At 73.8% G+C, this 26,752-nt stretch carries 26 protein-coding genes and 1 pseudogene; 14 read left to right on the top strand and 13 right to left on the bottom strand.

The annotated features are described in order from the left end of the window. Positions 1 to 24: 24 nt before the first annotated feature. The 4 genes from AC0OLQ_RS04465 to AC0OLQ_RS04450 form a co-directional block, all read right to left on the bottom strand. Entirely contained in the window at positions 25 to 711 is a 687-nt protein-coding gene (locus tag AC0OLQ_RS04465) for a DUF6758 family protein (protein ID WP_484532268.1), read from the bottom strand. 65 nt (positions 712 to 776) lie between these two features. After that, positions 777 to 1,400: a TrmH family RNA methyltransferase gene (locus tag AC0OLQ_RS04460; RefSeq protein WP_357343087.1), complete on the bottom strand. Its 624-nt coding sequence runs from the start codon at positions 1,398 to 1,400 to the stop codon at positions 777 to 779. A gap of 53 nt (positions 1,401 to 1,453) precedes the next feature. Beyond that, positions 1,454 to 1,945: a hypothetical protein gene (locus AC0OLQ_RS04455; protein ID WP_484530294.1), complete on the bottom strand. Its 492-nt coding sequence runs from the start codon at positions 1,943 to 1,945 to the stop codon at positions 1,454 to 1,456. Positions 1,946 to 2,037: 92 nt separating this feature from the next. Continuing rightward, positions 2,038 to 2,553: a MaoC family dehydratase gene (locus tag AC0OLQ_RS04450; protein WP_484530293.1), complete on the bottom strand. Its 516-nt coding sequence runs from the start codon at positions 2,551 to 2,553 to the stop codon at positions 2,038 to 2,040. Positions 2,554 to 3,099: 546 nt separating this feature from the next. On the opposite strand from AC0OLQ_RS04450, the gene trxA reads away from it, so the two are divergent. The 3 genes from trxA (at position 3,100) to AC0OLQ_RS04435 (ending at position 4,987) form a co-directional block, all read left to right on the top strand. Then, positions 3,100 to 3,468 (top strand): thioredoxin, encoded by a 369-nt coding sequence (trxA, locus tag AC0OLQ_RS04445; RefSeq protein ID WP_262286952.1) that lies wholly within the window; start codon positions 3,100 to 3,102, stop codon positions 3,466 to 3,468. Between the two features lie 179 nt (positions 3,469 to 3,647). Then, positions 3,648 to 4,088, top strand: a complete 441-nt coding sequence (locus AC0OLQ_RS04440) for a hypothetical protein (RefSeq protein ID WP_484530292.1) — start codon at positions 3,648 to 3,650, stop codon at positions 4,086 to 4,088. Next, positions 4,085 to 4,987, top strand: coding sequence for an MFS transporter permease (locus AC0OLQ_RS04435; protein WP_484530291.1), 903 nt, complete (start codon positions 4,085 to 4,087; stop codon positions 4,985 to 4,987). Before AC0OLQ_RS04440 ends, AC0OLQ_RS04435 begins: the two co-directional genes overlap by 4 nt. Here the strand turns inward: AC0OLQ_RS04435 and AC0OLQ_RS04430 are convergent. The 3 genes from AC0OLQ_RS04430 to AC0OLQ_RS04420 all read right to left on the bottom strand — a co-directional run bounded on the left by AC0OLQ_RS04430 (position 4,901) and on the right by AC0OLQ_RS04420 (position 9,248). Then, a complete protein-coding gene (locus tag AC0OLQ_RS04430; RefSeq protein ID WP_484530290.1) occupies positions 4,901 to 6,367 on the bottom strand; it encodes a dynamin family protein in 1,467 nt (488 codons plus the stop codon). The genes AC0OLQ_RS04435 and AC0OLQ_RS04430 overlap by 87 nt on opposite strands. Then, positions 6,364 to 8,220: a dynamin family protein gene (locus AC0OLQ_RS04425; RefSeq protein ID WP_484530289.1), complete on the bottom strand. Its 1,857-nt coding sequence runs from the start codon at positions 8,218 to 8,220 to the stop codon at positions 6,364 to 6,366. Before AC0OLQ_RS04425 ends, AC0OLQ_RS04430 begins: the two co-directional genes overlap by 4 nt. A 101-nt stretch (positions 8,221 to 8,321) precedes the next feature. Then, positions 8,322 to 9,248, bottom strand: coding sequence for an IniB N-terminal domain-containing protein (locus tag AC0OLQ_RS04420; protein WP_357343102.1), 927 nt, complete (start codon positions 9,246 to 9,248; stop codon positions 8,322 to 8,324). 289 nt (positions 9,249 to 9,537) lie between these two features. Between AC0OLQ_RS04420 and AC0OLQ_RS04415 the strand changes: the two genes are divergently transcribed. The 6 genes from AC0OLQ_RS04415 to AC0OLQ_RS04390 all read left to right on the top strand — a co-directional run bounded on the left by AC0OLQ_RS04415 (position 9,538) and on the right by AC0OLQ_RS04390 (position 16,858). Further along, positions 9,538 to 10,797, top strand: coding sequence for an Hsp70 family protein (locus AC0OLQ_RS04415; RefSeq protein WP_484530288.1), 1,260 nt, complete (start codon positions 9,538 to 9,540; stop codon positions 10,795 to 10,797). A gap of 5 nt (positions 10,798 to 10,802) precedes the next feature. Further along, positions 10,803 to 13,376 carry a helix-turn-helix transcriptional regulator gene (locus tag AC0OLQ_RS04410; protein WP_484530287.1) on the top strand — a complete coding sequence of 858 codons (2,574 nt, stop codon included), beginning with the start codon at positions 10,803 to 10,805 and terminating at the stop codon, positions 13,374 to 13,376. After that, the gene (locus tag AC0OLQ_RS04405) at positions 13,373 to 15,235 is read left to right on the top strand and encodes a sensor histidine kinase (protein WP_484530286.1); all 1,863 of its coding nucleotides are present in this window, start codon (positions 13,373 to 13,375) and stop codon (positions 15,233 to 15,235) included. Before AC0OLQ_RS04410 ends, AC0OLQ_RS04405 begins: the two co-directional genes overlap by 4 nt. Beyond that, positions 15,236 to 15,682: a roadblock/LC7 domain-containing protein gene (locus AC0OLQ_RS04400; protein WP_484530285.1), complete on the top strand. Its 447-nt coding sequence runs from the start codon at positions 15,236 to 15,238 to the stop codon at positions 15,680 to 15,682. Beyond that, a complete protein-coding gene (locus AC0OLQ_RS04395; protein WP_484530284.1) occupies positions 15,660 to 16,040 on the top strand; it encodes a DUF742 domain-containing protein in 381 nt (126 codons plus the stop codon). Before AC0OLQ_RS04400 ends, AC0OLQ_RS04395 begins: the two co-directional genes overlap by 23 nt. A 71-nt stretch (positions 16,041 to 16,111) precedes the next feature. Next, complete coding sequence (locus tag AC0OLQ_RS04390; protein ID WP_484530283.1) at positions 16,112 to 16,858, top strand: cellulose binding domain-containing protein; 747 nt, start codon at positions 16,112 to 16,114, stop codon at positions 16,856 to 16,858. A 21-nt stretch (positions 16,859 to 16,879) separates the two neighbouring features. Here the strand turns inward: AC0OLQ_RS04390 and AC0OLQ_RS04385 are convergent, their stop codons facing one another. Beyond that, positions 16,880 to 17,260 carry a thiol-disulfide oxidoreductase DCC family protein gene (locus AC0OLQ_RS04385; RefSeq protein ID WP_484530282.1) on the bottom strand — a complete coding sequence of 127 codons (381 nt, stop codon included), beginning with the start codon at positions 17,258 to 17,260 and terminating at the stop codon, positions 16,880 to 16,882. 83 nt (positions 17,261 to 17,343) lie between these two features. Between AC0OLQ_RS04385 and AC0OLQ_RS04380 the strand changes: the two genes are divergently transcribed. After that, positions 17,344 to 19,389 carry an intein-containing Rv2578c family radical SAM protein gene (locus AC0OLQ_RS04380; RefSeq protein ID WP_484530281.1) on the top strand — a complete coding sequence of 682 codons (2,046 nt, stop codon included), beginning with the start codon at positions 17,344 to 17,346 and terminating at the stop codon, positions 19,387 to 19,389. A 13-nt stretch (positions 19,390 to 19,402) separates the two neighbouring features. Here the strand turns inward: AC0OLQ_RS04380 and AC0OLQ_RS04375 are convergent, their stop codons facing one another. Beyond that, complete coding sequence (locus tag AC0OLQ_RS04375; protein ID WP_484532267.1) at positions 19,403 to 20,266, bottom strand: IS5 family transposase; 864 nt, start codon at positions 20,264 to 20,266, stop codon at positions 19,403 to 19,405. 136 nt (positions 20,267 to 20,402) lie between these two features. Between AC0OLQ_RS04375 and AC0OLQ_RS04370 the strand changes: the two are divergent. Further along, positions 20,403 to 20,810: pseudogene (locus tag AC0OLQ_RS04370) on the top strand (CoA-binding protein). A 13-nt stretch (positions 20,811 to 20,823) separates the two neighbouring features. Here the strand turns inward: AC0OLQ_RS04370 and AC0OLQ_RS04365 are convergent. After that, positions 20,824 to 21,432 (bottom strand): TetR/AcrR family transcriptional regulator, encoded by a 609-nt coding sequence (locus tag AC0OLQ_RS04365; RefSeq protein ID WP_484530280.1) that lies wholly within the window; start codon positions 21,430 to 21,432, stop codon positions 20,824 to 20,826. Between the two features lie 89 nt (positions 21,433 to 21,521). On the opposite strand from AC0OLQ_RS04365, the gene AC0OLQ_RS04360 reads away from it, so the two are divergent. After that, positions 21,522 to 22,172 carry a PH domain-containing protein gene (locus AC0OLQ_RS04360; protein ID WP_484530279.1) on the top strand — a complete coding sequence of 217 codons (651 nt, stop codon included), beginning with the start codon at positions 21,522 to 21,524 and terminating at the stop codon, positions 22,170 to 22,172. 40 nt (positions 22,173 to 22,212) lie between these two features. Here AC0OLQ_RS04360 and AC0OLQ_RS04355 read toward each other — a convergent pair whose 3' ends face one another. After that, on the bottom strand, positions 22,213 to 23,409 hold the full coding sequence (locus tag AC0OLQ_RS04355) for an acyl-CoA dehydrogenase family protein (RefSeq protein ID WP_154229816.1): 1,197 nt from the start codon (positions 23,407 to 23,409) through the stop codon (positions 22,213 to 22,215). Positions 23,410 to 23,589: 180 nt separating this feature from the next. On the opposite strand from AC0OLQ_RS04355, the gene AC0OLQ_RS04350 reads away from it, so the two are divergent. Continuing rightward, a complete protein-coding gene (locus tag AC0OLQ_RS04350) occupies positions 23,590 to 24,024 on the top strand; it encodes a DUF4190 domain-containing protein (protein ID WP_484530278.1) in 435 nt (144 codons plus the stop codon). Between the two features lie 3 nt (positions 24,025 to 24,027). On the opposite strand, the gene AC0OLQ_RS04345 is transcribed toward AC0OLQ_RS04350, so the two are convergent. Further along, complete coding sequence (locus AC0OLQ_RS04345) at positions 24,028 to 24,918, bottom strand: SDR family NAD(P)-dependent oxidoreductase (protein WP_484530277.1); 891 nt, start codon at positions 24,916 to 24,918, stop codon at positions 24,028 to 24,030. 114 nt (positions 24,919 to 25,032) lie between these two features. Here AC0OLQ_RS04345 and AC0OLQ_RS04340 point away from each other — a divergent pair, with 114 nt between their 5' ends. Beyond that, complete coding sequence (locus AC0OLQ_RS04340) at positions 25,033 to 25,632, top strand: DUF4190 domain-containing protein (protein ID WP_484530276.1); 600 nt, start codon at positions 25,033 to 25,035, stop codon at positions 25,630 to 25,632. Positions 25,633 to 25,688: 56 nt separating this feature from the next. Here AC0OLQ_RS04340 and AC0OLQ_RS04335 read toward each other — a convergent pair whose 3' ends face one another. Continuing rightward, positions 25,689 to 26,645, bottom strand: a complete 957-nt coding sequence (locus AC0OLQ_RS04335) for an HpcH/HpaI aldolase/citrate lyase family protein (RefSeq protein WP_357343133.1) — start codon at positions 26,643 to 26,645, stop codon at positions 25,689 to 25,691. Positions 26,646 to 26,752: the final 107 nt, after the last annotated feature.

Below are 26,752 nucleotides of genomic sequence, written 5' to 3'. Positions count from 1 at the left end.
CTCCGACTCGCCGGTGCCGGCCGGTCAGGCCCGCCCGTGCAGGTACGGAGATGGTGCGCCGTACACGAGTTCGGGCGGTGTCCACTCGGTGAGGTCGTGCAGCACGACTTCTTCCGCGAGGAGGTGACCCGCACTCGCCGGCCAGGCTATCGCATGTAGCCACATTCCCCGAGCCTCGCCGGCGTACGCGCTTCGATCGGTCGGCGAATTCACGAGCCACAGTGGAGTGGGGTGGCCGTCCACGCGGATCTTGGCGTGCGGCACCCGCTCGGGGTGACCAGGGCCGGGGTCGGACAGCGCCTCCGCCACCTCGGGGCCCGGATCGGGGCCGGGCAGGCCGGCGAGGCGGGAGCCCAGCCCGACGCCCGGCTCCTCGGCGACGAAGAGCAGGTCGGCCGGTCCACCGTCGAGCGGAGCCGGGCCGGCGCAGGCCACCGCCGTGGCGCGCACGCCGGACCGGTCGTCCCCGGCCCACGCCACCCCGGTCAGCGTCCAGCCGGCGGGCAGCGGCCACGGGCACCAGAGCGGCATCCCCGGCCGTGCGGACGGGTCGGCGTCGGCGGCCACCCGCTCCACCACGCTCGCCATGATCTCGGCGCCGATGTGCTCCGGCACGTGCAGTGGCGGCACCGGGCCGCAGCGCAGGCACCGGTATTCGCCGTGCATCAGGTCCGGCTCCCGGACCGGGCCCGTGCACCTGGGGCAACTCACCGCGACACTCACGTGTTCACCGTCACCCGGGACCGGCGGGGCGTCAAGCGGAGCGGCCGGATCGGTCACTCCGGGGGCGGTCCGGCGTACGCCCGGATCCAGGCGTGCATGGCGATCCCGCTGGCCACGCCCGCGTTGATCGAGCGGGTGGAGCCGTACTGGGCGATCGAGAAGAGCTGGTCGCAGGCGGCCCGGGCGACCTCGGAGAGCCCGGGCCCCTCCTGACCGAAGAGCAGCGCGCAGCGCCGGGGCAGGGTGGCGGTCTCCAGCGGCTTCGAGCCGGGCAGGTTGTCGATGCCGACCACCGTCAGCCGCTCCCCCGCCGCCCAGGCCACGAACTCCTCGATCGTCGGGTGATGGCGGACGTGCTGGTAGCGGTCGGTCACCATGGCGCCCCGCCGGTTCCACCGTCGCCGGCCGACGATGTGCACCTCGGCGGCGAGGAAGGCGTTGGCGTTGCGGACCACCGTGCCGATGTTGAAGTCGTGCTGCCAGTTCTCGACGGCGACGTGGAAGTCGTGCCGGCGCCGGTCCAGGTCGGCCACCACGGCCTCGCGCCGCCAGTAGCGGTAGCGGTCCACCACGTTGCGCCGGTCGCCCTGGGCGAGCAGCTCCGGGTCGTAGCGCGGGTCGTCCGGCGGGTCGCCGGGCCAGGGCCCCACGCCCACGTCGAGCTGGTCGTCGGTCACGGTCTGAAGAGGGTACGGCCAGCCCGGCGGCCCGGCCGCCACGGGCCCGGCGGTCAGCGGAGGTCCAGCGCGCCGGCGAGCCGGTCGAGGAAGCGTCGGTCGGCGGGGCTCGGCGCGGCGTCACCGGCCCGGCAGACCCGGGCGGCCACCGATTCCACCCACTGCCGGTACGCCGCCGAGTCGGCGGGGTCGGCGCGCCGCCGCAGCACCCGTACCGCCGCGCGGGCGGCGGCGAGCAGGTCGACCAGGTCGGTGAGGCGCTCGTCCCGCTCGGCGGCGCCGTCGTGGCGGGCGTAGATGGCGGCGACCACGGCCCGGATCAGGTCGCTGTCGAAGGCCCGGCCGGCCGCCACCGCGTCCAGCCCGGCGAGCCCGGCGGCCACGCCGCGCGGCGGGCGGCCCGGAGCGGGCGAGGCGGCGGCGACGAGGACCCGCCCCGGCAGGTCGGTCAACAGGTCCCACTCCGCCGCGGAGTAGACGGCGGTGGTCAGCGGTGCGGCACGACGGCCGGCAGAGGGCGGCTCTCCGGCGACGGAGTGGCTCATGGGGACCTCCGGCGTCAGCATATGCCCCGGAACGGGAAAAGGGCCCCATCCCCGCAGATCGGGAAAGGGGCCCTTCCGGGCGTACGCGAAGGTCAGCGCGGCTCGGGGAAGCTGGGCCGCTCGGGGTCGACGCCCTGGGGCACGGCGGCGGCCGCGTACTCCTTCTTGGGGACCATGACCTTGCGGCGGAACACGCAGACCAGCGTGCCGTCCTGGTTGTAGCCGCGGGTCTCCACGGCGACGACGCCGCGGTCCGGCTTCGAGGAGGACTCCCGCTTGTCCAGCACCGTCGTCTCGCCGTAGATGGTGTCGCCGTGGAAGGTCGGGGCGACGTGCCGCAGCGACTCGATCTCCAGGTTGGCGATCGCCTTGCCGCTGACGTCCGGCACCGACATGCCGAGCAGCAGCGAGTAGATGTAGTTGCCGACCACCACGTTGCGCTTGAACTGACTCGCCGACTCGGCGAAGTGGGCGTCCATGTGGAGCGGGTGGTGGTTCATGGTGAGCAGGCAGAAGAGGTGGTCGTCGTACTCGGTGACCGTCTTGCCCGGCCAGTGCCGGTAGACCGCGCCGACCTCGAACTCCTCGTAGTAGCGGCCGAACTGCATCCTTGTCCCCTTCGACGGGCGGCGATGGAGTTCGGCACAGCATGCCTTACCGCTTGTTAAGGCGGTGGGCGGGGCGCTGCCGGTGCGGAAAAGTCACACCCGGACCGACCCGGGTGGAGACGCAATGAGCGGCGGGGCCCTCCCCGGCACCCGCCGCCCACGCTCTGATGCGAGAGATTCTGCCGTACGCCGGTACTGTATCGACAGAGACGGGCGTCACATTTATCTTTTCGTAACACTACTCGGCGTGACTCGCGATCACTCCACAAGCGATCTCCGCGGGCCGGATCGCCGCTTGTCAAGCATCAAGTTACCGCTTCGTAGCGCGCACGCTCCGTGATCTCTTTGGAAGCGCTCCCATCACGTCCCGTCACGCAAATGCGGCATGCACTTGCGATCCGCACCACGGGGAAAACAGACTGCGCTCGATACGTCGGAGCGTCACCACCGCGTCGCGCAGCGTTTCGTCGCGCACGTCACGGGAATGCGGAGGCATTCACCCTGGTTCCAAGGGACGTAGGAAACACGCGCTGATCGGAGAGTGCAATGGCAACGGTTGAGCTGACCACGGCCAACTTCGACGAGGTGACCGAACGCGACGGCATCGTCCTGCTCGACTTCTGGGCCGACTGGTGCGGCCCGTGCAAGCGCTTCGCCCCCGTCTACGAGCGCTCGTCCGAGAAGCACTCGGACATCGTCTTCGGCAAGGTCGACACCGAGGCGCAGCAGGAGCTGGGTGCCAAGTTCAACATCAGCTCCATCCCGACGGTGATGGCGATCCGCGACGGCGTGATCGTCTACGCCCAGCCGGGCGCGCTGCCGGAGTCGGCGCTGGAGAACCTGATCGAGCAGGTCCAGCAGCTCGACATGGACGACGTACGCAAGAAGCTCGCCGAGCACGGACACAAGCACTGACCGGCGACGAGCACTGAGCCGGCGACCGGCTCCGACACACCGGCCGGGCCCCCTCGCGGGGGCCCGGCCGGTGTCGTCCGGGCGGCGTCGGACGGCCCGGAAAGAGCGACACGGACAGTCAGGAATGGCCGACAGACCGACGCCTTCCGGACATGTTTCTCCCGTATCGTCACCAGCCGATGGAGACCTTGACCACCCGCGGGCGTGCCGTCCGGCTGGGCGCCACGCTGCTCGGGCTGGCGCTGCTCCTCCTCGGCACCGTGCGCGGCACCGACGACGACTTCCCGTTCGGGCCGTTCCGGATGTACTCCACCTCCGACCCGCCGGACGCGCCCGCCCCCGACACCCGGGTGGAGGGCGTCGACCGCACCGGGGCGGTGGTGCCGCTCGGCCAGGACGCCACCGGCATCCGGCGCGCCGAGATCGAGGGCCAGCAGGACCGGTACGCCGCCGATCCCGGCCTGCTGCGCCGGGTCGCCGAGGCGTACGCCGAGCGCCACCCGGCCGCCCCCGCGCTGGTCGAGGTCCGCATCGTGGTCCGCTGGCACGACATCCAGGGCGGTCGCCCGACCGGTCGCTGGACCGACCGCACCGCCGTACGCTGGGAGACCATCCCGTGACCGGCTGGCTGACCGAGGCGGTTCCGCGCGGCCGGGTGGCCGCCTTCCGCACCCTCGTCTACCTCTTCGTCGCCGCCGACCTGGTGGTCTTCACCCCCTGGGTACGCACCCGGGTCGACGTGCCCGGCGACCTCTACCAGCCGCTGCTGATCGGCCGGCTGCTCCCGCTGCCCACCCCCACCCCGGCCCTGGTCGGCGTGATCTTCTGGGTGCTGGTGGCGGTCTCCCTGCTCGCCGCCACCGGCCGGGCGCCGCGGCTGCTCGGCTGGACGGTCTTCGCGCTCTACTTCCAGTGGATGATCGTCGCGATGAGCTACGGCAAGGTCGACCACGACCGCGTCGGGCTGCTCGTGGCGCTGGCCGTCCTGCCCACCGCCGGGCGGGCCCGGCACGGCGACCCGACCCGCACCGAGGCGGGCGGCTGGGCGCTGCGGGTCACCCAGATCGCGGTCATCTGCACCTACTTCCTGGCCGCCTGGGCCAAGTTCCGCTTCGGCGGCCTGGACTGGGCCACCGGCTCGGTGCTGGCCCGGGCGATCATCCGGCGCGGCACCGACCTGGCCGACGTGATCGCCCAGGTGCCGCACCTGCTGATCGTCGCCCAGTTCGGCATCCTCGCCTTCGAGCTGCTCAGCCCGCTGGTCTTCCTGCTGCCGGAGCGGTGGCGGCTGGCCATGGTCGGCTTCTTCTACTCGTTCCACCTGGTGACCATCGCGACGATCACCATCTCGTTCGCGCCGCACCTGGTGGCGATGACCAGTTTCCTGCCCCTGGAGAAGGTCCGCCCGATCGCGCTGCTCCGCCGGCGCCGCTCACCGGCCCCCCTCGGCCAGCTCGGCGAGCATCCCCTCGCAGCTGCGGACGACGACCTGGGCGCCGCGCCGCTGGGCCAGGCGTAGCAGCGGATCCTCCGCCCGGTTCCGCCACCGCCACTGCGCCTCGGCGGCGACCTCCCAGAGCCGGTGCACCGTCGCGTCGTGCTCCACGCCGAGCCGGGCCGCCAGGCCGACCCCGTCGCCGCCGACCAGCCGGGCAGCCTCCTCGGCCAGCTCGGCGTCGAACCCCAGCCGGCTGGTCCGCAGCGCGGCGAGCAGGCGCAGCTCGCGGAACTCGTGCGCCCCGACGAGGATCTGCTCGACCCGGCCCAGCAGCTCGTCCGCACCCCGGCCGGGCTCGGCCCGCAGCAGCGCCTCGACGGCCGCCAGCGCCGACCGGGCCTTGAGCGTGTCCCGCCGGTCGACCAGGAAGCGGGCCATCGACTCGCGCAGCTCGGTCAGGCCGCTGCGCCGGATCAGCTCGGCGGAGAGCTTCGCCCGGCTGTCGCAGCCGGTACGGATCAGCGTGGTCGCCAGCCGGATCCCGAACAGCCCGAGCCGGGCCAGCAGCCCGGCGCGGACCCCGGCGTCGAGCCGGACGGGCAGGTCGCCGCGGACGAAACGATCGGCCGAGAGCAGGTGCGGCTCCAGCTCCGGGCGGGGCACCCGGGCCAGCGCGGCGAGCACGGCGTAGTCGGACTCGCTGAGGATCCGGCCGGCCAGGCCGAGCAGGCCGCTGCACGGGACGACGTGCACGCTGAGCTCGTTCACCCGGGGGTCCCGGTGCTGCCGCCGGGCGAGCTGGCGGGCGGCGAGCAGGCCGTCGATCCGACCGCCGCCGGTCTCGTCCACCCGTGACAGCACCATGATCACGTGCACCGCGGCGGCCTGCCCGACCGCGCTCTCCCGGCTGGTCTCCAGCACCCGCAGGTCGCTGTCCCGGCCGTCACGGGTCAGGTACAGCACCGCGTCCGCGTCCCGCAGCACCCGCTCCATCACCGGCGCCCGGCCCTGCTCGTCGAGGCCGGTGGCCGGCGTGTCGATCAGCGTCACCTGGCGCAGCGTCCGGGTCGGCCACTGCACCGCGATGTCCCGCAGCTCGCCCGCCCGCCAGCCGACGAGATCCACCCGCATCCCGGTCGCCGACTTGGCGATCGCCAGCTCCTGCGGCGGTTGGCCGGTCGCGTACGCGGTCGCGCGCGGCTGCGGCCCGTCCTCGTACCAGGTGAAGACGCTGCTGCCGTCCACCCCATCGACCGGCGCGACCTCCTCGCCCATGATCGCGTTCAGCAGGGTCGACTTGCCGGACCGCCACGGGCCGGCGATCGCGACCCGCAGCGGTTGCTCCAGCCGGGCCAACTGGTGCCGCAGGTGGTCCGTCGCCCTCGGGTCGTTCCGGTAGTGCTGGAGCGCCTGGTGCAGCAACCCCCACACCGCCTCGTCCAGCCGCAGCCCGACGGTCATGGCCGGGGTTCCAGCGGCGCCGGGCGGGCCGGGCCGGTCAACTGCTGGGCCTGCTCGAAGAGCCCGGCCAGTCGGGTCATCTTCAGCCGGATCTCGCGCTGCCGCTGGTCGCGGACGGCCGCGTCGGTGTCGGCGGCCTGCTTGGCGCTGCGGAACGACCGGATGATGGCCTCCTGGAGTTCCTCGGTCAGCCCGGTGAAGTGGTCCCGCAGCATCCGCTGCACCTGCCGGGCGGCGTCCCGGCGGTCCTTGGTGACCCGGACGAAGAAGTCGTCGACGTGCCGCTGGATCGCCGTCTTGACCACCGCCTGGCGGCGCCGGAGCAGCTGCTTGCTCTCGTCGCGGATGCTCTTGCCGCCGAACAGCGCGCCGACCCCGACCGAGAGCGGGTTGATCATGGGCATCCCGGCCAGCGTCGTCGCCAGCCCGACCATCAACAGGCCGCCGTACGAACCGCGCATGCCGCTGATCAGCTTCTGGCTGGTGGTGAACCGGTCGACGGGAGGCCGTTCCAGCTCCGGCAGGCCGTCACCGAGCTCCGCCGGTGTCGTCATCGACCAGGGTGGCAGCACGTCCCCGCCGTACCGGGAGAAGTTGTCGGCCACCCGGCGAGCGGCCCAGTCGCAGCGCCGGACCAGCCACTCGTGGTTGGCCTCCGCCGCCTCCAGCAGGCTGCGCTCCAGCCACTCCTGGAAGCTGTCCCAGCTGACCAGCGGGTCGGCGCTGTCGAACGCCTCGTCGACCTCGCGCAGGATCCGCCGGGTCCGGTCGCGCAGGTCGTACTCGATGTCGGAGAGCAGGTCGGCCATCTCGTCGGCGAGCGTGTTCTGCCACCTCGTGGAGCAGCGACGCAACTCGTCGACCTCACGTTGCGCCGCGTGCAGCCGCGAGATCGGGCCGGACTGCTCCTCGGCCTGCTGGCTCTCCAGCTCGGCGCGCAGCGGCGCGGCCAGCTGCTCGACCACCGTCCGGGCGGTCACGGCGACCGCGGCCCGGGCCAGGCGGTCGGACTTGCCGGCGAGGTCCCGCTGCAACCGGGCGATCAGCACGGGGAAGCCGGACTCGGCGTTCAGCTCCCGGTCGTCGCCGACCGCCGCGCGCAGCCGCAGGGCCGCCGAGACCGGGATGACCGGCGCCGGCACCCCGGCTTCGGCCAGGTGCTGCCGGTTGCGCTCGGCGACCGCCCGCCAGTCCGGTACGAGATCGGTCTTGGTCTGCACCAGCACCACGTTCGGGTGCGACCGGGCGACGTGCAGCAGCATGGTCAGCTCGCCGGCCGAGAGCTCCCGGGTGGAGTCGGACACCAGCAGCACGGTGTCCGCCCACGCCGGCGACGCGGTCGGGCCGGCGGCGCTCAGGGTGGCCACCTCCTCGGTGCCCGGGGTGTCCACCAGCACCAGCCCGGAGCCGAGCAGCGCGCGCGGCAGTCCGATCTCGACGTACGCCGGGCCGCCGCCGGGCCGACGACCGAACGTGCCGGCCACCCCCGCGGCGACCTGGTCCAGCGGCACCGGAGTCCGCTCGCCGGTCACCGGGAGCACCGGCCCGGCGGGCCGGCCCGGGGCGGGTGGCGGCGCCTGGACCACGGCGACCGACGGCACCTCGGCGTGCTGCACCACGGTCGGCAGCACGGTGGTGCGGCCGTCGCCGACCGGGCAGGCGGGCGCGTTGACGATGGCGTTGATCAGCTGACTCTTGCCCTGCTGCGACTCGCCGATGACCAGCACGCGCAGCCTCGGGTCCAGGAGTTGCACCCGCTTCTGCCGCACCGTCTGGAGCAGATCGCCCCGCCCGTGTGCGCCACACGTACGGGCGATCTCATCGAGCACATCCAGCCAGATCCCCGCGATCACGCACCAAGTGTGCGGATTTCGGCTCAATTATCAAGAGGGCCGCGAACGGGAACAGGAGCGGGAGGCCGGATCGGGCCTCCCGCTCCTGGCTGAGCCCTCGCTCAGAACAGGCCGCCCAGCAGACCGCCGTCGGTCGAGCCGTGCACGTCGCCGTGGACCCCCGCGCCGTCCACCCCGGCGTCGCCGGACACCCCGTCGGTGATCCCGCCGGTCAGGCCGCCGACCGTGCCCGTCACGCCGCTGACCGTGCCGGTGACGCCGGACAGGGTGCTGTCCACCTGGTGCGTCACACCGTCCACGGTGGCCGGCACGTGCACCGGCGGCACCACACCGGAGCCGTCACCCAGGCCGAGCCCGCCCAGGGTCTGGTCGACGCCGAGCGAACCGACGACGCCGTCGACCTGGCCCTGCGTACCGGAGAGGACGCCGAGGTCGCCGCCGAGCACCCCACCGTCGTGCAGCAGGTCGAGGCCGGCCGTGGTGCCGAGCGGGTCGCCGACCGTCCCGGCGACATCCCCGACGACCGGGTCGGCGACCGTGTCCACCGCGCCCACCACGTCCGAGTCGAGGGTGTCCGCCACGTCGTGCACCCCGGTCAGGTCGGTGCCGAGGCCGCCCGGCCCGACGCCGAGGCCGATGCCCGGGACCAGGGCCGCCCCGGCGTACAGGCCGGCCGGGTCGACCGCGATGGCGCCCAGCGCGCCGGCCGACACGTCCACACCGCTGTGGGAGCTGCTGACGCCGACCTGGTACGGCACCGCCTGGAGCTGGCCGACCACGTCGGTGGCGTCGCTGGTCAGCGGGTCGAGCCCGAGCTGCCCGACCACCGGGGCCACCGGCGCGAGCCCCGCCGCGCCGGGGGCGTAGTCGACCACCAGCGGCACGACGTCCTGCACGTCGGCGGCGGTGACGTCGGTGAGCCCCGCGGCCTGCAGCGCACCCTCCGGGTCGAGGTCGAAGGCCGACCGCGCGTCGGGGTCGGTGAGCAGGTTGAGCACGAAGTCGTGCAGGGTCTGGTGCGAATCCATGGGGACTTCTCCTCGAACGTAGCGTCAGCACCGTCGTGCCGCGACAGTGACGCTATGGCCGGGGGCCCGGGGTCGTCATCGGGGCGCGACCCGCAACCCGCCCCGGCCGATTAGGGGGTCGTCGCCCCTCGGGTGTTAGGGGGACAGGGGAGGCCGGGCCGGCCCGAGTTAGGGTACCGGGTCGGAGGCGATCTCTGGTACGAACGTAGGAGCCCACGGGGTTCGCCGGGGGTGGGTCGCCACGGTGCCGACACCGTCGCCAGGGCCACTCGCGGTGGAGGAAAAACGAATGCCGTACGTCCTGGGACTGGACATCGGGAACACCGGCACGGCCGCCACCGTCGCACGGCGACGGGGCGACACCTGGGCCCGCCCCGAGGCGGTGGCGCTGGGCGCCGGCTCGGCCGTCGTCCCGTCCGTGCTGCACCTGGCGCCGGACGGGTCGCTCATGGTCGGCCAGCCGGCCGCCGACGACCACAGCCGCACCACCCGGGACTTCGTCCGCCGGGTCGGCGACGACGTGCCCCTCCTGCTCGGCGGCGAGCCGTGCCCGCCGGAGACGCTGGTCGCCGAACTCGCGACGTGGGTGGTGCACCGTGTCTCCGCCCACGAGGGCGGGTTCGCCGAGGCCGTCGTGCTCAGCCACCCCGCCGGGTGGGGCCCGCACCGGCGCGACCTGCTGCACCGGGCACTGTGGGGCCTCGACCTGCGCAACGTGACGCTGCTCCCCCGCACGGTCACGGTGGCCGAGAGCCACGCGGCGCGCGGGTTCCCGGGCACCACGGCCGCGGTCTACGCCCTGGGCGGCAACACCTTCGAGGCGGCGCTGGTCCGCCGCAACGCGCGGGGCCGGTACGAGACGTTCGGCCTGCCGCAGGGCCTGGAGACGCTCGGCGGCACCGACTTCGACGAGGCGCTCGCCGAACACGTCCGGGCCGCGCTCGGCCGTGAGTTCGCCGGCGCGGAGGCGTACCCGACCCTGCGCGGGCTGCTGGCCGAGTGCGGCCGGGCCAAGCACGAGCTCACCGTCGGCCCGGAGACCGACGTCATGCTGACCCTGCCGAGCGGGCCGGTCCGGGTGCCGGTGACCCGGGCGCAGTTCGAGGACATGATCCGACCCGCGGTACGGGCCACCGTGGACCTGCTGGTGCAGACCGTGCACTCCGCCGGCCTGACGCCGGCGCAGCTCGACGGCGTCCTCCTGGCCGGCGGCTCGGCCCGGATCCCGCTGGTCACCGAACTGCTCGCCGCGGCCCTGCCGGTCCCGGTCGAGGTCGAGCCGGATCCCCAGCTGACCGCCGCCACCGGGGCGGCGCTGGCCGCCTGCCAGGTGGTGTCACCGCGGCCCCGCCGCCCGGCGCCGGCACCCGCCTCCGCGCCGGTCAGTGACGCCGGGCCGGCCCTTCCGGCGTGGCGGCCCGCCGAGCCCGACCGGACCGTCCACGGCGAGCCGCCGGCCCGGCCGCCCGTCCGGATCACCCCGCTGAACCTGCCGAAGGCGTCCCGTCTGGCACTGGCCCGCGGCCGGAGCCGGGACCGCGAAGGATGACCGTCATGATCATGAGCGCCGCCACCGACGCCCGGCTCGTGCTGGGCACGGGACCGACCACCCTGCTCGGGGTGGTCGCGGCGGATCCCCGGCGTCCCCTCGCCGTCGGCGTGACGGGTCCCGGCGGCCACGGAAAGAGCGCCCTGCTCAGGGAGCTGGCGCGGGCCCACCGGGACGCGGGCAACACCGTGCGGGAAGGCGCGCCCAGCGGGTCCGGCCCGGTCGATCCGGAGGCCGTCCTGCTGGTCGACGACGCGCACCTGCTGGACGACGCACGGCTCGAGACCCTGCGCCGGCTGGTGGTCGGCCGCCGGCACCGGCTGCTGGTCGGCTACCGCCCGTGGCCCCGGCGGGCGGCGCTGGCCGCGCTGGCCGACGCGCTGAAACGGGACGGGCAGCAGGTCGTGCTCAGCCCGTTCACCGCCGAGCAGACCCGCGACTACCTCGCCGGCGTACCGGAGCTCGGCCCGAAGAGCGAACTGGTGGCGTTCGTGCACGCGCAGACCGGCGGTGTCCCGCGGGACGTCGACCGGCTGGTCCGGGGCCTGTGCGGGCAGGAGAGCCGGCCCGGTGTTCCGACCGAGCCACCCCGGCCGGCCGTGCTCCAGTTCGGGCCGGACCTGGAGGAGCTGCCACCGGACGTCCGGCGGCTGCTGCTGGCCGTCGCCGCGGGCGTGCCGCTGCCGGTGGACCTGCTCGGGCCGCTGCTCGACCGGGAGCCGGAGGCGGTGGACGAGTTGGTGGCGTACACCAGGGCGGCCGGCCTGCTCGGCGCCGACGGCCGGCTCGCGCCGATCGTGCGGCGCGCGGTCATCACGCTCAGCCCGGCCACCGAACGCACCGCGATCTGGCGCCGCCTCATCGAGGTGCAGCTCGGTCGCGGCGCGGCGGTGCTCCCGCTGGTCCGGGCGCTGCGCGCGGCCGGCGCGCTCGACGACTGCCCGGCCGCGGCGCTGGCGGCCGCGGCCGAGGAGGCGCTCGGCGCCGAGCCGGCGCTCTCGGTGGAACTGTTCGCCGCGGCCGCCGCGAGAGGGCTGCCGGCCGCCGCCCGTCAGGCGGTCGCCGCGGCGCTCGCCGGCGACCTGGAGGCCGCGCTGCGGCTGGCGAACCGGCTGCTCGCGACGGCCCCTTCGGCCGTGCGGGCGGAGGCGGCCACGGTGGCCGGGACGGCGCTGGCGCACCGCGGCCAGGTGGAGCGCAGCGTCGAGCTGTTCCGGTGGTCGGGCCACGCCGCGTCCACCGCGTTCGCCACCGTCGGGGCGCTCGCCCTCGGCCGCCCGGCCACGGGCACGGACCAGCCCGACGACCCGGCCGGCGGGCCGCCGAGCCTGCACACCAGTGCCGCCCGGCTGATGGCCGAGGGGGTACGGGAGAGCATCACCGGCCCGCCGACCAGCGCGCTCTCCCGGCTGGTGCAGGCGACCGCACTGCTGGAGCCGGACGGGCGGCGCGCGCTCCTGCCGGACAGCCCGGCCGCACTCGCCGCGTTGACCGCGATCCACTGTGCCGAGTTGGACATCGCCGAGGGGGTGCTCGACCGGGCCGTGACGACCGGCATCGGTGGGCCGTTGATGGCCCGGCGGCACCGGCTGTTGCAGGCCTGGATCCGGATGGTCCGCGGCCAGACGGCCGGCGCGGCCGACCACCTCGCCGCGCTGACCGCCGACGAGCGACCGCTGGAGTCGCGCGACCTGCTGCTGACCAGCGCGCTCCAACTCGGCATCGCCCGGCGCAACAGCGACCTCGGAGGGCTGCAACGCGGTTGGGGGCCGGCGTTGGAGGCGGTGGTCCGGCACCCGGTGGACCTGTTCACGCTGCTGCCGCTGGGCGAACTCGCGGTGGCCGGCGCCCGGTTGGGCGACCTGGCCCGACTGGAGCCCTACCTGCGGGAGGCCTGGCTCCTGCTGGACCGGCTCGGCAACCCGGCGCTGTGGAGCGCGCCGCTGCACTGGACCGGGCTGCACGCCGCGATCCTCACCGAGCAGCCGGCCGTCGCCGACGCACACGTCGCCGCCCTGCTCGCCGCGGCCGACCACAGCCGGTACGCCGCCGTGGTCGCCGCGGCCGCCACGAGCTGGGTCGAGGTGCTGCGTGGGGTCGTGGACCCGGTCCGGGTGGAGGCCGCCGCCCGCGGGTTGCACGACGCCGGGCTGTGCTGGGACGCCGCCCGCCTCGCCGGACAGGCCGCGATCCGGACCTCGGACCGGCGGGCGATGACCACCCTGCTGGAGTGCGCCCGGGTGCTCCAGGCCCGCCCGCCCGCCCGCACGGGCGGGGCGCCCGCCGGGGCGGACGACGGCTCGGCACCGGCCGCCGACGCCGTCACCGGTCCCACCCGGTACCGGCTCAGCGACCGCGAGCACGAGGTGGCCGAGCTGGTGCTGGCCGGGCTGACCTACCGGGAGATCGGCGACCGGCTCTTCATCTCGGCGAAGACCGTGGAGCACCACGTGGCGCGGATGCGGTCCCGGCTGAACTGCGCCAACCGGGCGGAGCTGCTGGCCCTGCTGCGCACCATCGTCGCCGACCGGTCGAGCGCGGCGGGCCGGCAGCCGTGGCCGGAACGGGACCCGCGGTGAGCCAGGGGGAAGGGCTACGGCTGAAGCTGGGTGCGCTGGCGGCCCTCCTGCTGACCCTGTGGGCGTACTCGGCGGTGCTCACCGGCCGGGACGCCGCGGACCTGGTCCGGGTCCGGGTCCTGGCCGACACCCTGGGCCAGCCCACCGACCTGCTGATCCTCCAACTGCAGCGGGAACGCCGGTTGACCGCCGAGACGATCGCCGGAGCCGGACGGACACGGGCCGCGCTGGCCGAGGCGCGGGACCGGACGGACGGCACGGTCGCCCCGGTGCGCGCGTTCACCGAAGGCCACGACCCGCGGCTGCTCACCGCGGGCGCGGTGCGGGACCGGGCCGATGAGCTGGTCCGCCAGTTGACCGGGCTGGCCACCCTCCGGTCCGAGGTGGACGGCGGGCGACTCGACCGGCCCAGCGCGGTCGCCGGATACGACCGGCTGATCGACGCCGCCTTCGCGGTGTACGGCCCGGAGTGGGGCGGACGCGAGGACGACCTGGCCGGCGAGACCCGTGCGGTCGTCGCGCTGGCCCGGGCCCGCGAGCTGCTCGCCCGGGAGGACACCCTGGTGACCGCGGCCCTGGCCGGCGGCGAGATCGACGACGACGACCGGCGCCGCCTGGCCGAGCTGGTGGCCACCCAGCGGTACGCCCGGGCGACGGCGGCCGTGGGGCTGCCGGCCACCGGACGCGACCAGCACCGGCGGCTGGTGGAGAGCCCCGGATTCGCCGAGCTGCTCCGGCTGGAGGACCGACTGCTCCGCGCGCCGGGTGCCGACGTCCCGACCGGGATCAGCGCGCAGCGCTGGCGGGCGACGGTCGACCCGGCCCTGACCGGACTGCGGGAGCTGGTGATCGTCGCGGCACGCGACAGCGTCGAGCGGGCCGCGCCGGCCGCCGCGCTGGTGGTCACCCGGACCGGCGTGGTGGTGGGGCTGGGGCTCATCGCGGTGCTCGTCGTGCTGGTCGGCTGGTCCCGCACCGTCCGCCGGCTGGCCGACGGAGGGGCCGGTTCCCCGCCGGAGGCGACCTCCACCGGCGAGCTGTTCCTCCGGCTGACCCGACGCAACCAGGCCCTGCTGCGCGACCAGCTCACGCTGCTGGACGCGATGGAGCGACGGGAGCGGGCGGCGGAGGAGACCGCCGACCTGTTCCGGCTCGACCATCTCGCCACCCGTGTCCGGCGCAACGTCGAGAAGCTGGTCATCCTCGCCGGCGGGAGGCCGGCCCGCCGCTGGCGGAGACCGGTGCCGCTGCTCGACGTGGTCCGCGGGGCGGTCGCCGAGGTGCCGGACTACCACCGGGTCCTGGTCGCACCGCACTGGCCGTGGTCGCTCGCCGGGTCCGGCGTCACGGACGTCGTCCACCTGCTGGCCGAGCTGATCGAGAACGCGGTGGCCTGCTCGCCGGAGCACACCACCGTTCGGGTCGCCGGTGAGCCGGGGCCGCAGGGCTGCACCGTGGTGATCCTCGACGACGGGCCCGGCCTGAGCGCCGCCGCGCTGGCCGAGGCGAACGACCTGCTGGACCGGCCGCCCCCGGACGGCCCGCCCGCCGGCGGGACCGGGCTGTACGTCGCCGCCCTGCTCGCCGCCCGCTGCGGCGCCCGGGTCTCGCTGCGGCCCGGCCCGCGCGGCGGAACCGCCGCCGTCGTACTGCTCCCGCCCGGCCTGGTGACCGCGACCGCACCCCACGGCGGCCCGGTCGCCGGCGGCGAGGCCGTGCCGGCCCGGGCCACGCACCCGCCGGCCGGCGGCGGGCTGCCCACGCGGATCCGCCAGTCCGGGGCTGTCCGGCCCGCACCCGGCGCCACCGACCCCGACATCGTCGAGACAACGCTCCGCAACAGCGGCGAGAGGACCTAGATGACTCCTTCAGCGGTCACCACCGACAGCCTGACGGCCGCCCTGGACGGCCTGGTCGACCGGGTCCCCGGGGCCGAGGTCGCCGTGGTCCTCTCCCCCGACGGGCTGCTGCTCGGCCGGTCCCGGAACCTGCCGGACCGCCTCGCGGAGCAGCTCTCCAGCCTGGTCAGCGGCCTGTACGCGCTGGGACAGGCGACCGCCCGGGTGTGCGCCACCGGCGCCCTGCGGCAGGTCATCGTGCAGATGTCACGCGCGTTCGTGTTCATCGCCACCACCCGGGGCGGAGCGATCCTCACCGTCCGGATGGGCGACGACGCCGACGTCGGCGACATGGCGTACGAGGTGGCGCTCTTCGCGGCACAGGCCGAGCGGGCCCTGCCCGTGTACCTCGAGCCGGCCCGCACGGGGACAGGCGGGGACAGCGGTGCGCACCACTGGAGACCATGACGAGGCGTGGTACGACGAGGACGCCGGACCGGTGGCCCGGCCGTACACGCTGACGCGGGGCCGTCTCACCTCCGACCACGGTCGGCTCGACCTGATCTCCCTCGTCGTGGCCCGGCGGGCGGCCCCGGCCTCCGCCCAGCTGTTTCCCGAGCAGGCCCGCATAATCGAGCGGTGCCACCGTCCACTGTCGGTGGCGGAGGTCGCTGCCGAACTGGGGTTGCCGTTGGGTAGCGTCCGGGTACTACTCGGGGACCTGTTGGCGGCGGGGCTGATCGAGACGCACGAGCCGCCGACGCTGTCCGAGGTGCCGTCCAGGGCACTGCTCGAGGCGCTGCTCGACGGGCTCCGCACGCTCTGACCGGCGGGGACCACGGGGACCGGAGGACCGCGGACTCCGGTCCGACGGACGACCTGAAGGGGGAAGGGCCAGTGCCGGCACCACCGTCGCCGCCACGGCGGACCCTGCCGATCGTCCTGTTGGACGGTGTCGTCGCCGTGGCCGCGTCCGCGCGTCGCGCCCTCCTCGGCCGAGGTGACGGCTCGCGGCTCGCGCACGTCGCCATCGTGGCCGCGCTGGGCGTGCTGCTGGCCACCGCCTACTCGATCGTCACGGTGCTGCGCACGCCGGAACGGCTGACCCCGGTGGCCGTCGGGCCGGGCGCGGGCGTGCCGGCGACCGAGCCGGCCGAGACCGGCACGCCGGACGAGCGGCCGGGTGCGATCGTCGCCACCCCCCGGAGCTCCACACCCCCCATGACCCGGGCGGCGCCACCGGCCCCCGGCCCGCCGGCCGCCCCGCGGTCGGCCGGGACGCCGTCGGCGACCACCGCGGCGCCACCCGCACCCGTCGCGCTGCGCGCCGACTTCGCCGTCGAGGAGAGCGCCCTGCTGAGCTACGGCGCCGCGGTGACGATCAACAACCCGGGTACGGCGCCGGCGCCGGACTGGCACCTCGTCATCGTGCTGCCCCGCGAGTCGCTCCAGGTCACCTCGGTGACCGGGGCCCGGACCAGCCGGGACGGCGCGACGTGGACCTTCGTGCCGGAGGGGGACACCGGACGGGTGCCCGGCGGCGGCATGGTGCGGGTGACGTTCCGGGTGAGCGGCGCGGCGATCAGTGCCACCCCCACGGCCTGCACCATCGACGGCACCGCCTGCACCGGCCTGCCCGACTGACCGGCCGGGCCGGGCCGGGGGTCAGTCGCGGCCGGCGGAGGGCACGGCGCAGGCCGCGGTGCCGCCGGGCAGCCGGTGGCGGTTGCGGGCCACCCAGCGGTACGCCGGCCAGGCGGCCGCGCGTACCGGAGGCAGCCGCAGGCCGGCCCCGGCGATCCGCCAGAACGGGTTGCTGTCGCCGAGCAGCCGGGCGATGGCGTCCGGTCCCGCGGCGCGTACGCCGTCCCCGCCGACCCACTGCACCGCCTCCTCGCACTCGGCGGCGGTCAGGCCCAGCGCGTCGAGGTCGGCGAACTGCCAGGGCAGCACCCGGGCCCCGGTCGGGATCCGACGCTCGATGATCTGTGCGCAGCGGGTGCAGAACGCGCAGTCGCCGTCGTAGACGAAGGTCGACGTCTCCATACCCCCATCCTGCACCCCGCCCGCCCCACTCCGGTGACCGGTGTTCGGCGGGTCACTTGCACTTCGTTCGTACGCGTGTTCGAATGAACCACATGCGCTGGGACAACCTCTCCGCTCCCCCGGACGAGGGGACTCCCGACGGGGCAGCGCCAGCGACTCCACCCCTGCCGCTGGCGCTCCCCGGCGCGATCGCCCGCACGTTCGACACCCCCGGCTTCGCCGGCATGACCTTCTACGAGGTGCGGGCCAAGTCGATCATCAATCGGGTGCCGGGCCAGTCCCGCGTCCCGTTCGAGTGGACGATCAACCCCTACCGTGGCTGCAGCCACGCGTGTGTGTACTGCTTGGCGGGTGACACGCCGATCCTGATGGCCGACGGTCGCACCAAGGCGATCAGCGAGCTGGAGGTCGGCGACCGGATCTACGGCACCGAGCGGCGCGGGGCCTACCGGCACTACGTGGTGACCACGGTGCTCGACAAGTGGTCGACGGTGAAGCGGGCCCACCGGGTCACCCTGGAGGACGGCACCACCCTGGTGGCCAGCGGCGACCACCGGTTCCTCACCGAACGCGGCTGGAAGCACGTGACCGGCAGCATGGGGGGTGGCGGCCGCCGGCCCTACCTGACCACCCGCAACCGGCTGCTCGGCACCGGCCGGTTCGCCACCGCCCCGAAGCGCTCCGCCGACTACCGGCGGGGCTACCTCTGCGCCGTGGTGCGCGACGCGGACCATCCGGGCAGCCGCTTCCGGCTGGCCACCGCCGACGAGGAGGCGCTGGAGCGCGCGGAACGGTTCCTCGCCGACGCGGGGATCGGCACGGAGCGGATGTCGGGCCCGCCGGTCCGGGCCGGTCGCCGGTCGACGACCGCGATCCGCACCGCCCGGCCCGGTGACGCCGAGGCGGTCGCCGAGCTGATCCGGCCGGCGGACGAGCCGACGGACGACTGGTGGCTGGGTCTCCTCGCCGGCATCTTCGACGCCGCCGGCAGTTGCCGGCGCGGCGTCTTCCGGATCAGCGTGGGTGACGACGGGAGCCTGGGCCGGGTGGGCGCCGCCCTGGACCGGTTCGGCTTCCGGTGGGTGCTCGACGACCCGGGCAACCTCAACCGGGTGCGCCAGCTCCGGCTGACCGGCGGCCTGCCGGAGCGGCTGCGCTTCTTCCACCTGGCCGACCCGGCGATCACCGGCAAGCGCTCGATCGAGGGCATGGCGCTCAAGTGCCGGGCCCGGCTGCGGGTGACCGGCATCGAGGACCTCGGGCTGGAGCTGCCGCTGTGGGACATCACCACCGGCACCGGCGACTTCATCGCCAACGGGGTGGTCAGCCACAACTGCTTCGCCCGCAACACGCACACCTACCTCGACCTCGATGCCGGGGCGGACTTCGACCGCAAGGTGATCGTCAAGGTCAACGCCGGCGAGCTGGTGCGCCGGGAGCTGGCCGCCCCGAAGTGGCGCGGCGCGCACATCGCCATGGGCACCAACGTGGACTGCTACCAGCGGGCCGAGGGGCGTTACCGGCTGATGCCGCAGATCATCGAGGCGCTGCGCGACTTCGCCAACCCGTTCTCGATCCTGACCAAGGGCACCCTGCTGCTGCGCGACCTGCCGCTGCTGCGGCAGGCCGCCGAGGTGACCCGCGTCGGGCTGTCCTACTCGGTGGGGTTCGTGGACGAGGCGCTGTGGCGGGCGGTCGAGCCGGGCACGCCGAGCCCGCGCCGCCGCCTCGACGCGGTACGCCAGCTCACCGACGCCGGCTTCGCCGTCGGGGTGCTGATGGCGCCGATCCTGCCGGGGCTCAGCGACGACGACGAGTCGATCGACGCCACGGTGGCCGCGATCGCCGCGGCCGGGGCCACCGGCGTCACCCCGCTGCCGCTGCACCTGCGCCCCGGCGCACGCGAGTGGTACGCGCACTGGCTGGCCCGCGAGTTCCCGCACCTGGTCCCCCGCTACCGCCAGCTCTACCAGGCCGGGGCGTACGCGCCGCAGGCGTACCAGCGGGAGGTGACCGCGCGGGTGCGGATGGCGGCCCGCCGGCACGGGCTGCACCGGGGCGAGGTCGGCGAGAACCGCCAACTACCGGCCGCGCCCGCCCCGGCGCCCGAACAGCTGACCCTGCTGTAAGAGGGCATCCCGTTTAGATGTGTAGCGGTGTGTCCGTCTCGGGGTGGTCGTCGCGCCAGGATGGAGTCGTCTCGTGGGTCAATCGCCGGCTCATGTTGTCGATCATGGCCCAGTGGATGTGGGCTCGGGAGTGCTCTGGTGACGTCTCGTAATCGCGGACGAGTCGTCGGTGGAGCATGATCCAGCCGTTGGTGCGTTCGATGGCCCACCGCTTGGGCAAGGGCTGGAAGCCCTTCTGGCCTGGTGTTTTCGGCACGACTTGCACGTCGATGCCGTGGGCGGCGCCGCGGGCGATGGCAGTGGCGCGGTAGCCGGCGTCAACCCACACTGTGCTGATGTGACGGTGGGTCGCGGCGAGGCGGTCGATGACGTCACGGCCGGCGGCGGTGTCGGAGACGCTGGCGGCGGTGACGATCACCACCAGCAGCAGACCGAGGACGTCGGTGGCCAGGTGCCGCTTGCGGCCCTTGATCCTCTTGCCGGCATCGATGCCCTGGCTGGCTTCGGGCACGTTGCTGCTGGTCTTGACGCTCTGCGAGTCGATGATCGCCGCGCTGGGCTCCGGGTCACGGCCGGCTGCCTGCCGGACCTTGCCGCGCAGCAGGTTGTGGATCGTCTCGGTGGTGCCGTCAGCGGCCCAGCGAGTGAAGTACGAGTGCACGGTCTTGTACGGCGGGAAGTCGTGGGGCAAGTACTCCCACGCAATGCCGGTCCGGTTGACGTACAGGATCGCATTCACGATCTCCCGCAGGTCATGCACCGGTTTCTTCAGGCCCAGGCCGCCTTGAGCCGCCCGCCAGCCGGTCATGGTCGGTTCGATCAACGCCCACCTGGCATCAGACAGATCGGTGCGATACGGACGGCGAGGGGTCGTCATCCATCGATCATCACGGCGCAAGATCCTCGACTCCAGCAAGGCAGCAACCAGCGTGTATCAGATCAGATCCACACGAGATGCCCTCTAAGAAAGAGCCAGGCCGGCTGTCGGGCACCGGCGGGGATAGGCTCGGGGAATGCGTTCCGCCCAGCAGATCCTCGCCGACTCCGCCGTGATCGCCGTCGTGGGTGCGTCCCGGGACCCGGGCAAGGCCGCGCACCGCGTGCCGCTGGAGATGCAGGGGCACGGCTGGCGGATCATCCCGGTGAACCCGACGGTGGACGAGCTGTTCGGCGAGAAGGCGTACCCGTCGCTGGCGGACATCCCGCACCCGGTCGACCTGGTCGACGTGTTCCGTCCGGCCCGGGACGCCGTCGAGGTGGTCCGGGAGGCGGTGGCGATCGGCGCGCCGGCGGTCTAGTTGCAGCTCGGGATCGTCTCGGCCGAGGCGCGGCGGATCGCCGAGGAGGCGGGGATCGACTACGTCGAGGACCGCTGCCTCATCATCGAGCGGGCCGCCGGAGGCCTGAGCCGCCGGCGCTGACCTCGGGAGCGGGTCAGGCAGCCGGTTCGGGGCCGAGAAGCAGGTCGAGCTGGGTGTCGAGGGCGGCCAGCGCGGTCTCCGGCGAGTAGTGCCCGCCGAGCAGGTAGATGCCGAGCCCTTCCATGACGGCCAGCAGCCCGACTGCGGCCCGTTCCGCGTCCACTCGGCCCTCTGCGCCGGCCGGTTGCCCGGCACGAATCAGGCCGGCGATGAAGCCCAGCAGGGCGGCCGTCTCGTCGTGCAGCGCGGCGGCGACGGCCGGGCGTACGGCGGTGTAGGCCAGGAACGCCAGCGCCACGCGGCCGTCGGCCCGGCGCTCCTCGTCTAGGGGCAGCAACTCGGCCAGCATGGTCCGCAGCAGCGCGCGCGGCGTCGGCGTCGCGCCGAGCGCCGCGACCGCCCGGGTCACCCGGGCCTCGTTGCGTTCCCGGACCACGGCGAGCGCGAAGGTCATCATCTCGTCCCGGGTGCGGAAGTAGTGCTGCACCATCCCGGAACTGACCCCGGCCGCGGCGGCCACGTGCCGGAGGCTGACCGCCTCCAGTCCCTGCTCGGCCGCGACCCGCATGAGCGCGTCCGCGATGAGCGCCCGGCGCTCCCGGTGATCGACCCGCTTCGGCATCCCCCCATGCTTTCACAATACGACTGCATTGACATAGCCCTGCCGAGCGTTTACGTTGCAACTGCAATGCAAAGGGAGGGTGGGCGGGGATGGGGAAGATCGACGTGGTCAGGCTCGCACGTCGCGCGGTGGAGTACGAGTGGGGCATGTGGCGCAGCCTGGCCCGGTGGTTCCTGCGGCGGCCCTATCGGCTGGCGCCGGGCGCGGAGACGTTCGGCTACGCCGGCGTGGTGCAGCCGATCCTCGGCGTGTTCATCGCGCTGTCGACGATCGAGATCCCGGTCCTCGACCTGATCCTCCGGCACACCGTCGACTGGCCGACGGTCCGGCAGGTGGCCATCGGGCTCGGCGTCTGGGGCGTGCTGTGGATGGTCGGGCTGCTCGCCAGCCTCCGGATCCACCCGCACGTCGTCGACGACACCGGCCTGCGGATCCGCAACGGCGTCTCGCTCGACGTGCTGATCCTGTGGAGCGCCGTCGCCCGGGTGGAGGCCCACTACCGGTCGCTACCGTCCAGCCGGGCCGTGCAGTACGACCCCGAGGACCCGGCGGTGCTGAACCTCGGCGTCGGCAGCCAGACCGCGGTGGACGTCGTGCTGCGGGAGCCGCTGTCGGTGCGCCTGCCGAAGGGGCCGAGCGAGCCGGTGCGGGAGATCCGGCTGTATGCCGACGACCCGAAGGCCCTGGTGACCCGGGCCCGTCGGCACGTACCGGCCGGAGCGTCCCGGGCCGACGGCTGAGGTGTCGCCCCGCCGGAGCGTCCGGCGGGGCGAACGGCCGTCAGAGCTTGTACTCCTTGAGCAGGCCCCGGGAGATGATGGTCTTCTGGATCTCCGAGGTGCCCTCGCCGATGAGCAGGAACGGGGCCTCCCGCATCAGCCGCTCGATCTCGTACTCCTTGGAGTAGCCGTAGCCGCCGTGGATGCGGAACGCCTCCTGGACGACCTCGGCGCAGTATTCGGAGGCGAGCAGCTTGGCCATCCCGGCCTCGACGTCGTTGCGCTGGCCGGCGTCCTTGAGCCGCGCCGCGTTGACCATGAGGGCGTGGGCGGCCTCGATCTTCGTACCCATCTCGGCGAGCTTGAACGCGACGGCCTGGTGCTTGGCGAGGGGCTGACCGAAGGTGCGGCGCTGCTGGGCGTACGCGACGGCCAGTTCAAAGGCGCGGATGGAGATGCCGCAGGCGCGGGCGGCCACGTTGACCCGGCCGACCTCGATGCCGTCCATCATCTGGTAGAAGCCGCGACCGACCTTCTCCTCGCCGCCGAGCACGGCCGAGGCGGGCACCGTGACGCCGTCGAGCACCATCTCGGTGGTCTCGACGCCCTTGTAGCCCATCTTGTCGATCTTGCCGGGAATGGTCAGGCCGGGCGCGGTCTCGCCGAAGCCGGGCTCCTTCTCCAGCAGGAAGGTGCTCATGTTGCCGTAGACCGAGTCGGCCCCGGTGTCGGTCTTGACCAGGGTGGCGACCACCGAGGAGTAGGCGCCGTTGGTCAGCCACATCTTCTGGCCGTTGAGCACGTAGTTGTCGCCGTCGCGGACCGCCTTCGACTTGATCGCCGAGACGTCGGAGCCGCACTCGGGCTCCGACATCGAGAAGGCGCCGCGCACCTCCCCGGTGGCCATCCGGGGCAGCAGCCGGGCCTTCTGGTCGGCCGAGCCGTGCTGGGAGATCAGGTACGCCACGATGAAGTGGGTGTTGACGATGCCGGAGATCGACATCCAGCCCCGGGACAGCTCCTCCACCACGAGGGCGTAGGTCAGCAGGGACTCGCCGAGACCGCCGTACTCCTCGTCGATGGTGAGGCCGAACAGCCCCATCTCGCGCATCCCGTCGAGGATGTCGGTGGGGTACTCGTCGGCGTGCTCCAGCCGCTGGGCGTGCGGAATGATCTCCTTGTCGGCGAACTCCCGGACGGTTTCCAGGATCGACCGCTGCACGTCGGTCAGGCCGGGCGTCTGGGCGAGTCGGGCCATCTCAGCCTCCGGGGGATCGGCGCATTACTCGTGGGTAACTGAACGCTCGGTCAGTATCGGCCCCGGGACCGGCGGAGCCAAGGTGACCAGTCCACACAACCGCTGTGAAAAGGTTCACCGCTGCGGGTAGCGTCCGCAAGGGAGAGGGCCGTCGACCTGCAGCGAGGGGGCGAGGAGGGCGTGAGCCAACCACCCGGTGAGCCGGATCAGCCGCCGTCGCCGTACGAGCCGCCGGCCTACGGCCAGCCGTACGGGGAGCCGCAGCAGCAGCCGCACTGGGGGCACCAGCCGCCCGGGGCCGCCCAGCCGCCCTACGCCCCGCAGCCCCCGTACGGCCAGTACGGGCCGCCCGGCCCGGGTCCGCAGCCACGCGGCGGCGGGCCGAACGTGCTCGCCATCCTGTCACTGGTCTTCGCGTTCGTCTTCGCCCCGGCCGGCATCGTCTGCGGTCACCTGGCCAAGCGGCAGATTCGGCGGACCGGCGAGGAGGGCGACCAGCTCGCCACCTGGGGGCTGATCCTCAGCTACGTCTTCACCGCGATCGGCCTGCTGGTCTGCTGCGGCTGGATCGGCCTGGCCATCTGGGCCAACTCGGACAACGGCGGCAACTACTGACCGTCAGCGGAACTCCGCCTCCCGGACGCTGTTCCCGCCGTCGACCACCAGCATCTGCCCGGTGACGTAGGACGCGGCCGGCGAGCAGAGGAAGGCGATGGCCGCCGCCACCTCGTCCGGCGTGCCGGGGCGGCCGACCGGGGTGCCGAGACCCTGCTTGATCTCGACCATCGTGGACGCCGCGGTGTGGATGATGCCCGGCGCCACCGCGTTCACGGTCACCCCGTCGGCGATCATCTCCATGGCCAGCGCGCGGGTCAGCCCGACCACGCCGGCCTTCGCCGCCGCGTATCCGGCCTCGGTGGGCAGGGCGTTGACCGGCCCGGCGGTGGCCGCCAGGTTGACGATCCGCCCCCAGCCCCGCTCGGCCATCCCGCTGATGAACGCGCGGCTGCACAGGAACGCGGTGGTCAGGTTCCGGTCGATCTCGCCGCGCCACTCGTCGTAGGTCAGCTGGGCCACCGGCCGGAGCACCTCCGGGCTGGCCCGGCTGGCCAGGCCGGCGTTGTTGACCAGCACCTCGACATCGCCGAGCTGCTCGGCCACCGCGTCGGCGAGCGCGCCCACCTCGGACTCGTCGGTGAGGTCGGCGACGAAGCCGGTGACGCCCAGCTCGCCGGCCCGGTCGTGGATCCGCCGGGTGGTGGAGACGATCGCCACCCGGGCGCCCAGGTCGGCCAGGCGGCGCGCGGTCGCGTACCCGATGCCGTCCGGACTGCCCGCGCCGGTGACCAGGGCGACCCGGCCGTCCAGGCGCATGGTGGTCGGCTCTTCGAGCGGTGCCGGCTGGTCCTGGTCGGCCGTGCCGGCCGGGCCGCCGGCACGGGGCCGGCGCACCAGCCCGGGCCGGCTGACGTCCCGTCGTGACCGACCACCGCGCGCGTCAAGTGCCATGCCGCGATCCTGCCCGCTGTGGACGATCCGGGCAACGCGGCACCCGGAAAGGGGGTCCTGCGACTTGCCCGCCGGTGGCTACCCTGACCGCACCACGTCCATGGAGATGATCGAATGAGCTATCCCCCACCGCCCGGTGGTTGGCACGACCCATCGGCGGCCGGGTCGCAGTCGAGCCCGCCGGCCGACCCGACGCTGCCGATGGCCGGCAACCCCATCCCGGCCCAGCCGACCTCGGCGGACCCGTACGCGCCCGCCGACCCGTACGCCGGCATGAAGTCCGGCGACCCGTACGCCGCCCCCGGCTATCCGCCGGCCGGCAACCCGTACGCCGCCCCCGGCTACCCGCCGCCCGGCAACCCGTACGCCGCCCCCGGCTACCCGCCGCCCGGCGACCCGTACGCGGCGGCCGGCTACCCGCCGCCGGGCTACCCCGCGTACGCGCCGCCGTCCAGCAAGACGAACACCCTGGCCATCGTGGCGCTGGTGCTCTCGCTGGTCGGCTTCACCTCCTGCATCACCGCCCCGATCGGCGCGATCATGGGCCACGTCGCCCGGAAGCAGATCCGGGAGACCGGCGAGCAGGGCGAGGGGATGGCCAAGGCGGCCATCATCGTCGGCTGGATCCTCACCGCCCTGCTGGTGCTGCTGATCATCTTCTACATCGTGATGATCGTGATCGCCGTCAACTCGGACAGCTCCAGCAGCTACTGACGCGGACGGGCCGCCCCGGTCGGCCGGGGCGGCCCGTCGCGGTCAGCGGCCCGGCGTCACTCCGACGGCGGGGTGAACGACGAGGTACGGCTCATCCCGGCGGCCCGGCCCTTGGCCGCGATCACCAGCGCCATCTTGCGGGACGCCTCGTCGATCATCTCGTCGCCGAGCATCACCGCGCCGAGCTTCCCGCCCGCCTCGGAGGTGTACCAGTCGTACGCGTCGAGGATCAGCTCGGCGTGGTCGTAGTCGGCCTGGGCCGGCGAGTAGACCTCGTTGGCCGCGTCGATCTGGCCCGGGTGCAGCACCCACTTGCCGTCGAAGCCCAGCGCCGCCGAGCGCTTCGCCACCTCGCGGAACGCGTCGGTGTCCCGGATCTGCAGGAACGGGCCGTCGATGGCCTGCTTGTCGTGCATCCGGGCGGCCATCAGGATCCGCATCAGGATGTAGTGGTAGGGGTCCCCCGGGTAGTCCGGGATGAGCGCGCCGACCACCAGCGACTTCATGTTGATCGAGGCCATGAAGTCGGCCGGGCCGAAGATGATCGTCTCGACCCGGGGCGAGGCGGCCGCGATCGCGTCGACGTTGACCAGGCCGGCGGCGTTCTCGATCTGCGCCTCGATGCCGATCCGGCCGACCTCCAGGCCGAGGGTCTTCTCGATCTGGGTGAGCAGCAGGTCCAGCCAGTGCACCTGCTCGGCGTTCTGCACCTTCGGCAGCATGATGCAGTCCAGGTTGGCCCCCGCGCCCTCGACCACCTCGATGACGTCGCGGTAGGTCCACGGCGTGGTCAGGTCGTTCACCCGGACCACCCGGGTCTTGCCGGCCCAGTCGCCCTCGTTCAGCGCGGCCACGATGTTCTTCCGGGCGTCCGGCTTGGCCAGCGGCGCGACCGCGTCCTCCAGGTCGAGGAAGACCTGGTCGGCGGGGAGGCCCTGGGCCTTGCCGAGCATCTTGACGCTGGAGCCGGGTACCGCGAGGCAGGACCGGCGGGGGCGACCGACTGCGGCCATGGATGCGCTCCTTCCAGCGTCCGGCGGGCACGCCGACGCCACCAGGTGAAAGACGAGAACTTAACGATCCCAAAGGGCGTTGTGACGCCACGGTAACCTCGTGCCGT

The sequence above is a fragment of the Micromonospora sp. Utrum1 genome, from assembly GCF_057197805.1.
Note: the sequence above shows the minus strand (reverse complement) of the source record. Positions and strands in the feature narration are given on the sequence as shown.

Bases quoted from the DNA above. Each gene is read 5' to 3' on its own strand.
- AC0OLQ_RS04410 (WP_484530287.1), top strand. From the start codon at position 10,803: ATGATCATGAGCGCCGCCACCGACGCCCGGCTCGTGCTGGGCACGGGA.
- AC0OLQ_RS04340 (WP_484530276.1), top strand. From the start codon at position 25,033: ATGAGCTATCCCCCACCGCCCGGTGGTTGGCACGACCCATCGGCGGCC.
- AC0OLQ_RS04415 (WP_484530288.1), top strand. From the start codon at position 9,538: ATGCCGTACGTCCTGGGACTGGACATCGGGAACACCGGCACGGCCGCC.
- trxA (WP_262286952.1), top strand. From the start codon at position 3,100: ATGGCAACGGTTGAGCTGACCACGGCCAACTTCGACGAGGTGACCGAA.
- AC0OLQ_RS04365 (WP_484530280.1), bottom strand. From the start codon at position 21,432: ATGCCGAAGCGGGTCGATCACCGGGAGCGCCGGGCGCTCATCGCGGAC.
- AC0OLQ_RS04430 (WP_484530290.1), bottom strand. From the start codon at position 6,367: ATGACCGTCGGGCTGCGGCTGGACGAGGCGGTGTGGGGGTTGCTGCAC.
- AC0OLQ_RS04380 (WP_484530281.1), top strand. From the start codon at position 17,344: ATGAACCACATGCGCTGGGACAACCTCTCCGCTCCCCCGGACGAGGGG.
- AC0OLQ_RS04455 (WP_484530294.1), bottom strand. From the start codon at position 1,945: ATGAGCCACTCCGTCGCCGGAGAGCCGCCCTCTGCCGGCCGTCGTGCC.
- AC0OLQ_RS04360 (WP_484530279.1), top strand. From the start codon at position 21,522: ATGGGGAAGATCGACGTGGTCAGGCTCGCACGTCGCGCGGTGGAGTAC.
- AC0OLQ_RS04385 (WP_484530282.1), bottom strand. From the start codon at position 17,260: ATGGAGACGTCGACCTTCGTCTACGACGGCGACTGCGCGTTCTGCACC.
- AC0OLQ_RS04375 (WP_484532267.1), bottom strand. From the start codon at position 20,266: ATGACGACCCCTCGCCGTCCGTATCGCACCGATCTGTCTGATGCCAGG.
- AC0OLQ_RS04420 (WP_357343102.1), bottom strand. From the start codon at position 9,248: ATGGATTCGCACCAGACCCTGCACGACTTCGTGCTCAACCTGCTCACC.
- AC0OLQ_RS04440 (WP_484530292.1), top strand. From the start codon at position 3,648: ATGGAGACCTTGACCACCCGCGGGCGTGCCGTCCGGCTGGGCGCCACG.
- AC0OLQ_RS04355 (WP_154229816.1), bottom strand. From the start codon at position 23,409: ATGGCCCGACTCGCCCAGACGCCCGGCCTGACCGACGTGCAGCGGTCG.
- AC0OLQ_RS04345 (WP_484530277.1), bottom strand. From the start codon at position 24,918: ATGGCACTTGACGCGCGCGGTGGTCGGTCACGACGGGACGTCAGCCGG.
- AC0OLQ_RS04335 (WP_357343133.1), bottom strand. From the start codon at position 26,645: ATGGCCGCAGTCGGTCGCCCCCGCCGGTCCTGCCTCGCGGTACCCGGC.
- AC0OLQ_RS04450 (WP_484530293.1), bottom strand. From the start codon at position 2,553: ATGCAGTTCGGCCGCTACTACGAGGAGTTCGAGGTCGGCGCGGTCTAC.
- AC0OLQ_RS04400 (WP_484530285.1), top strand. From the start codon at position 15,236: ATGACTCCTTCAGCGGTCACCACCGACAGCCTGACGGCCGCCCTGGAC.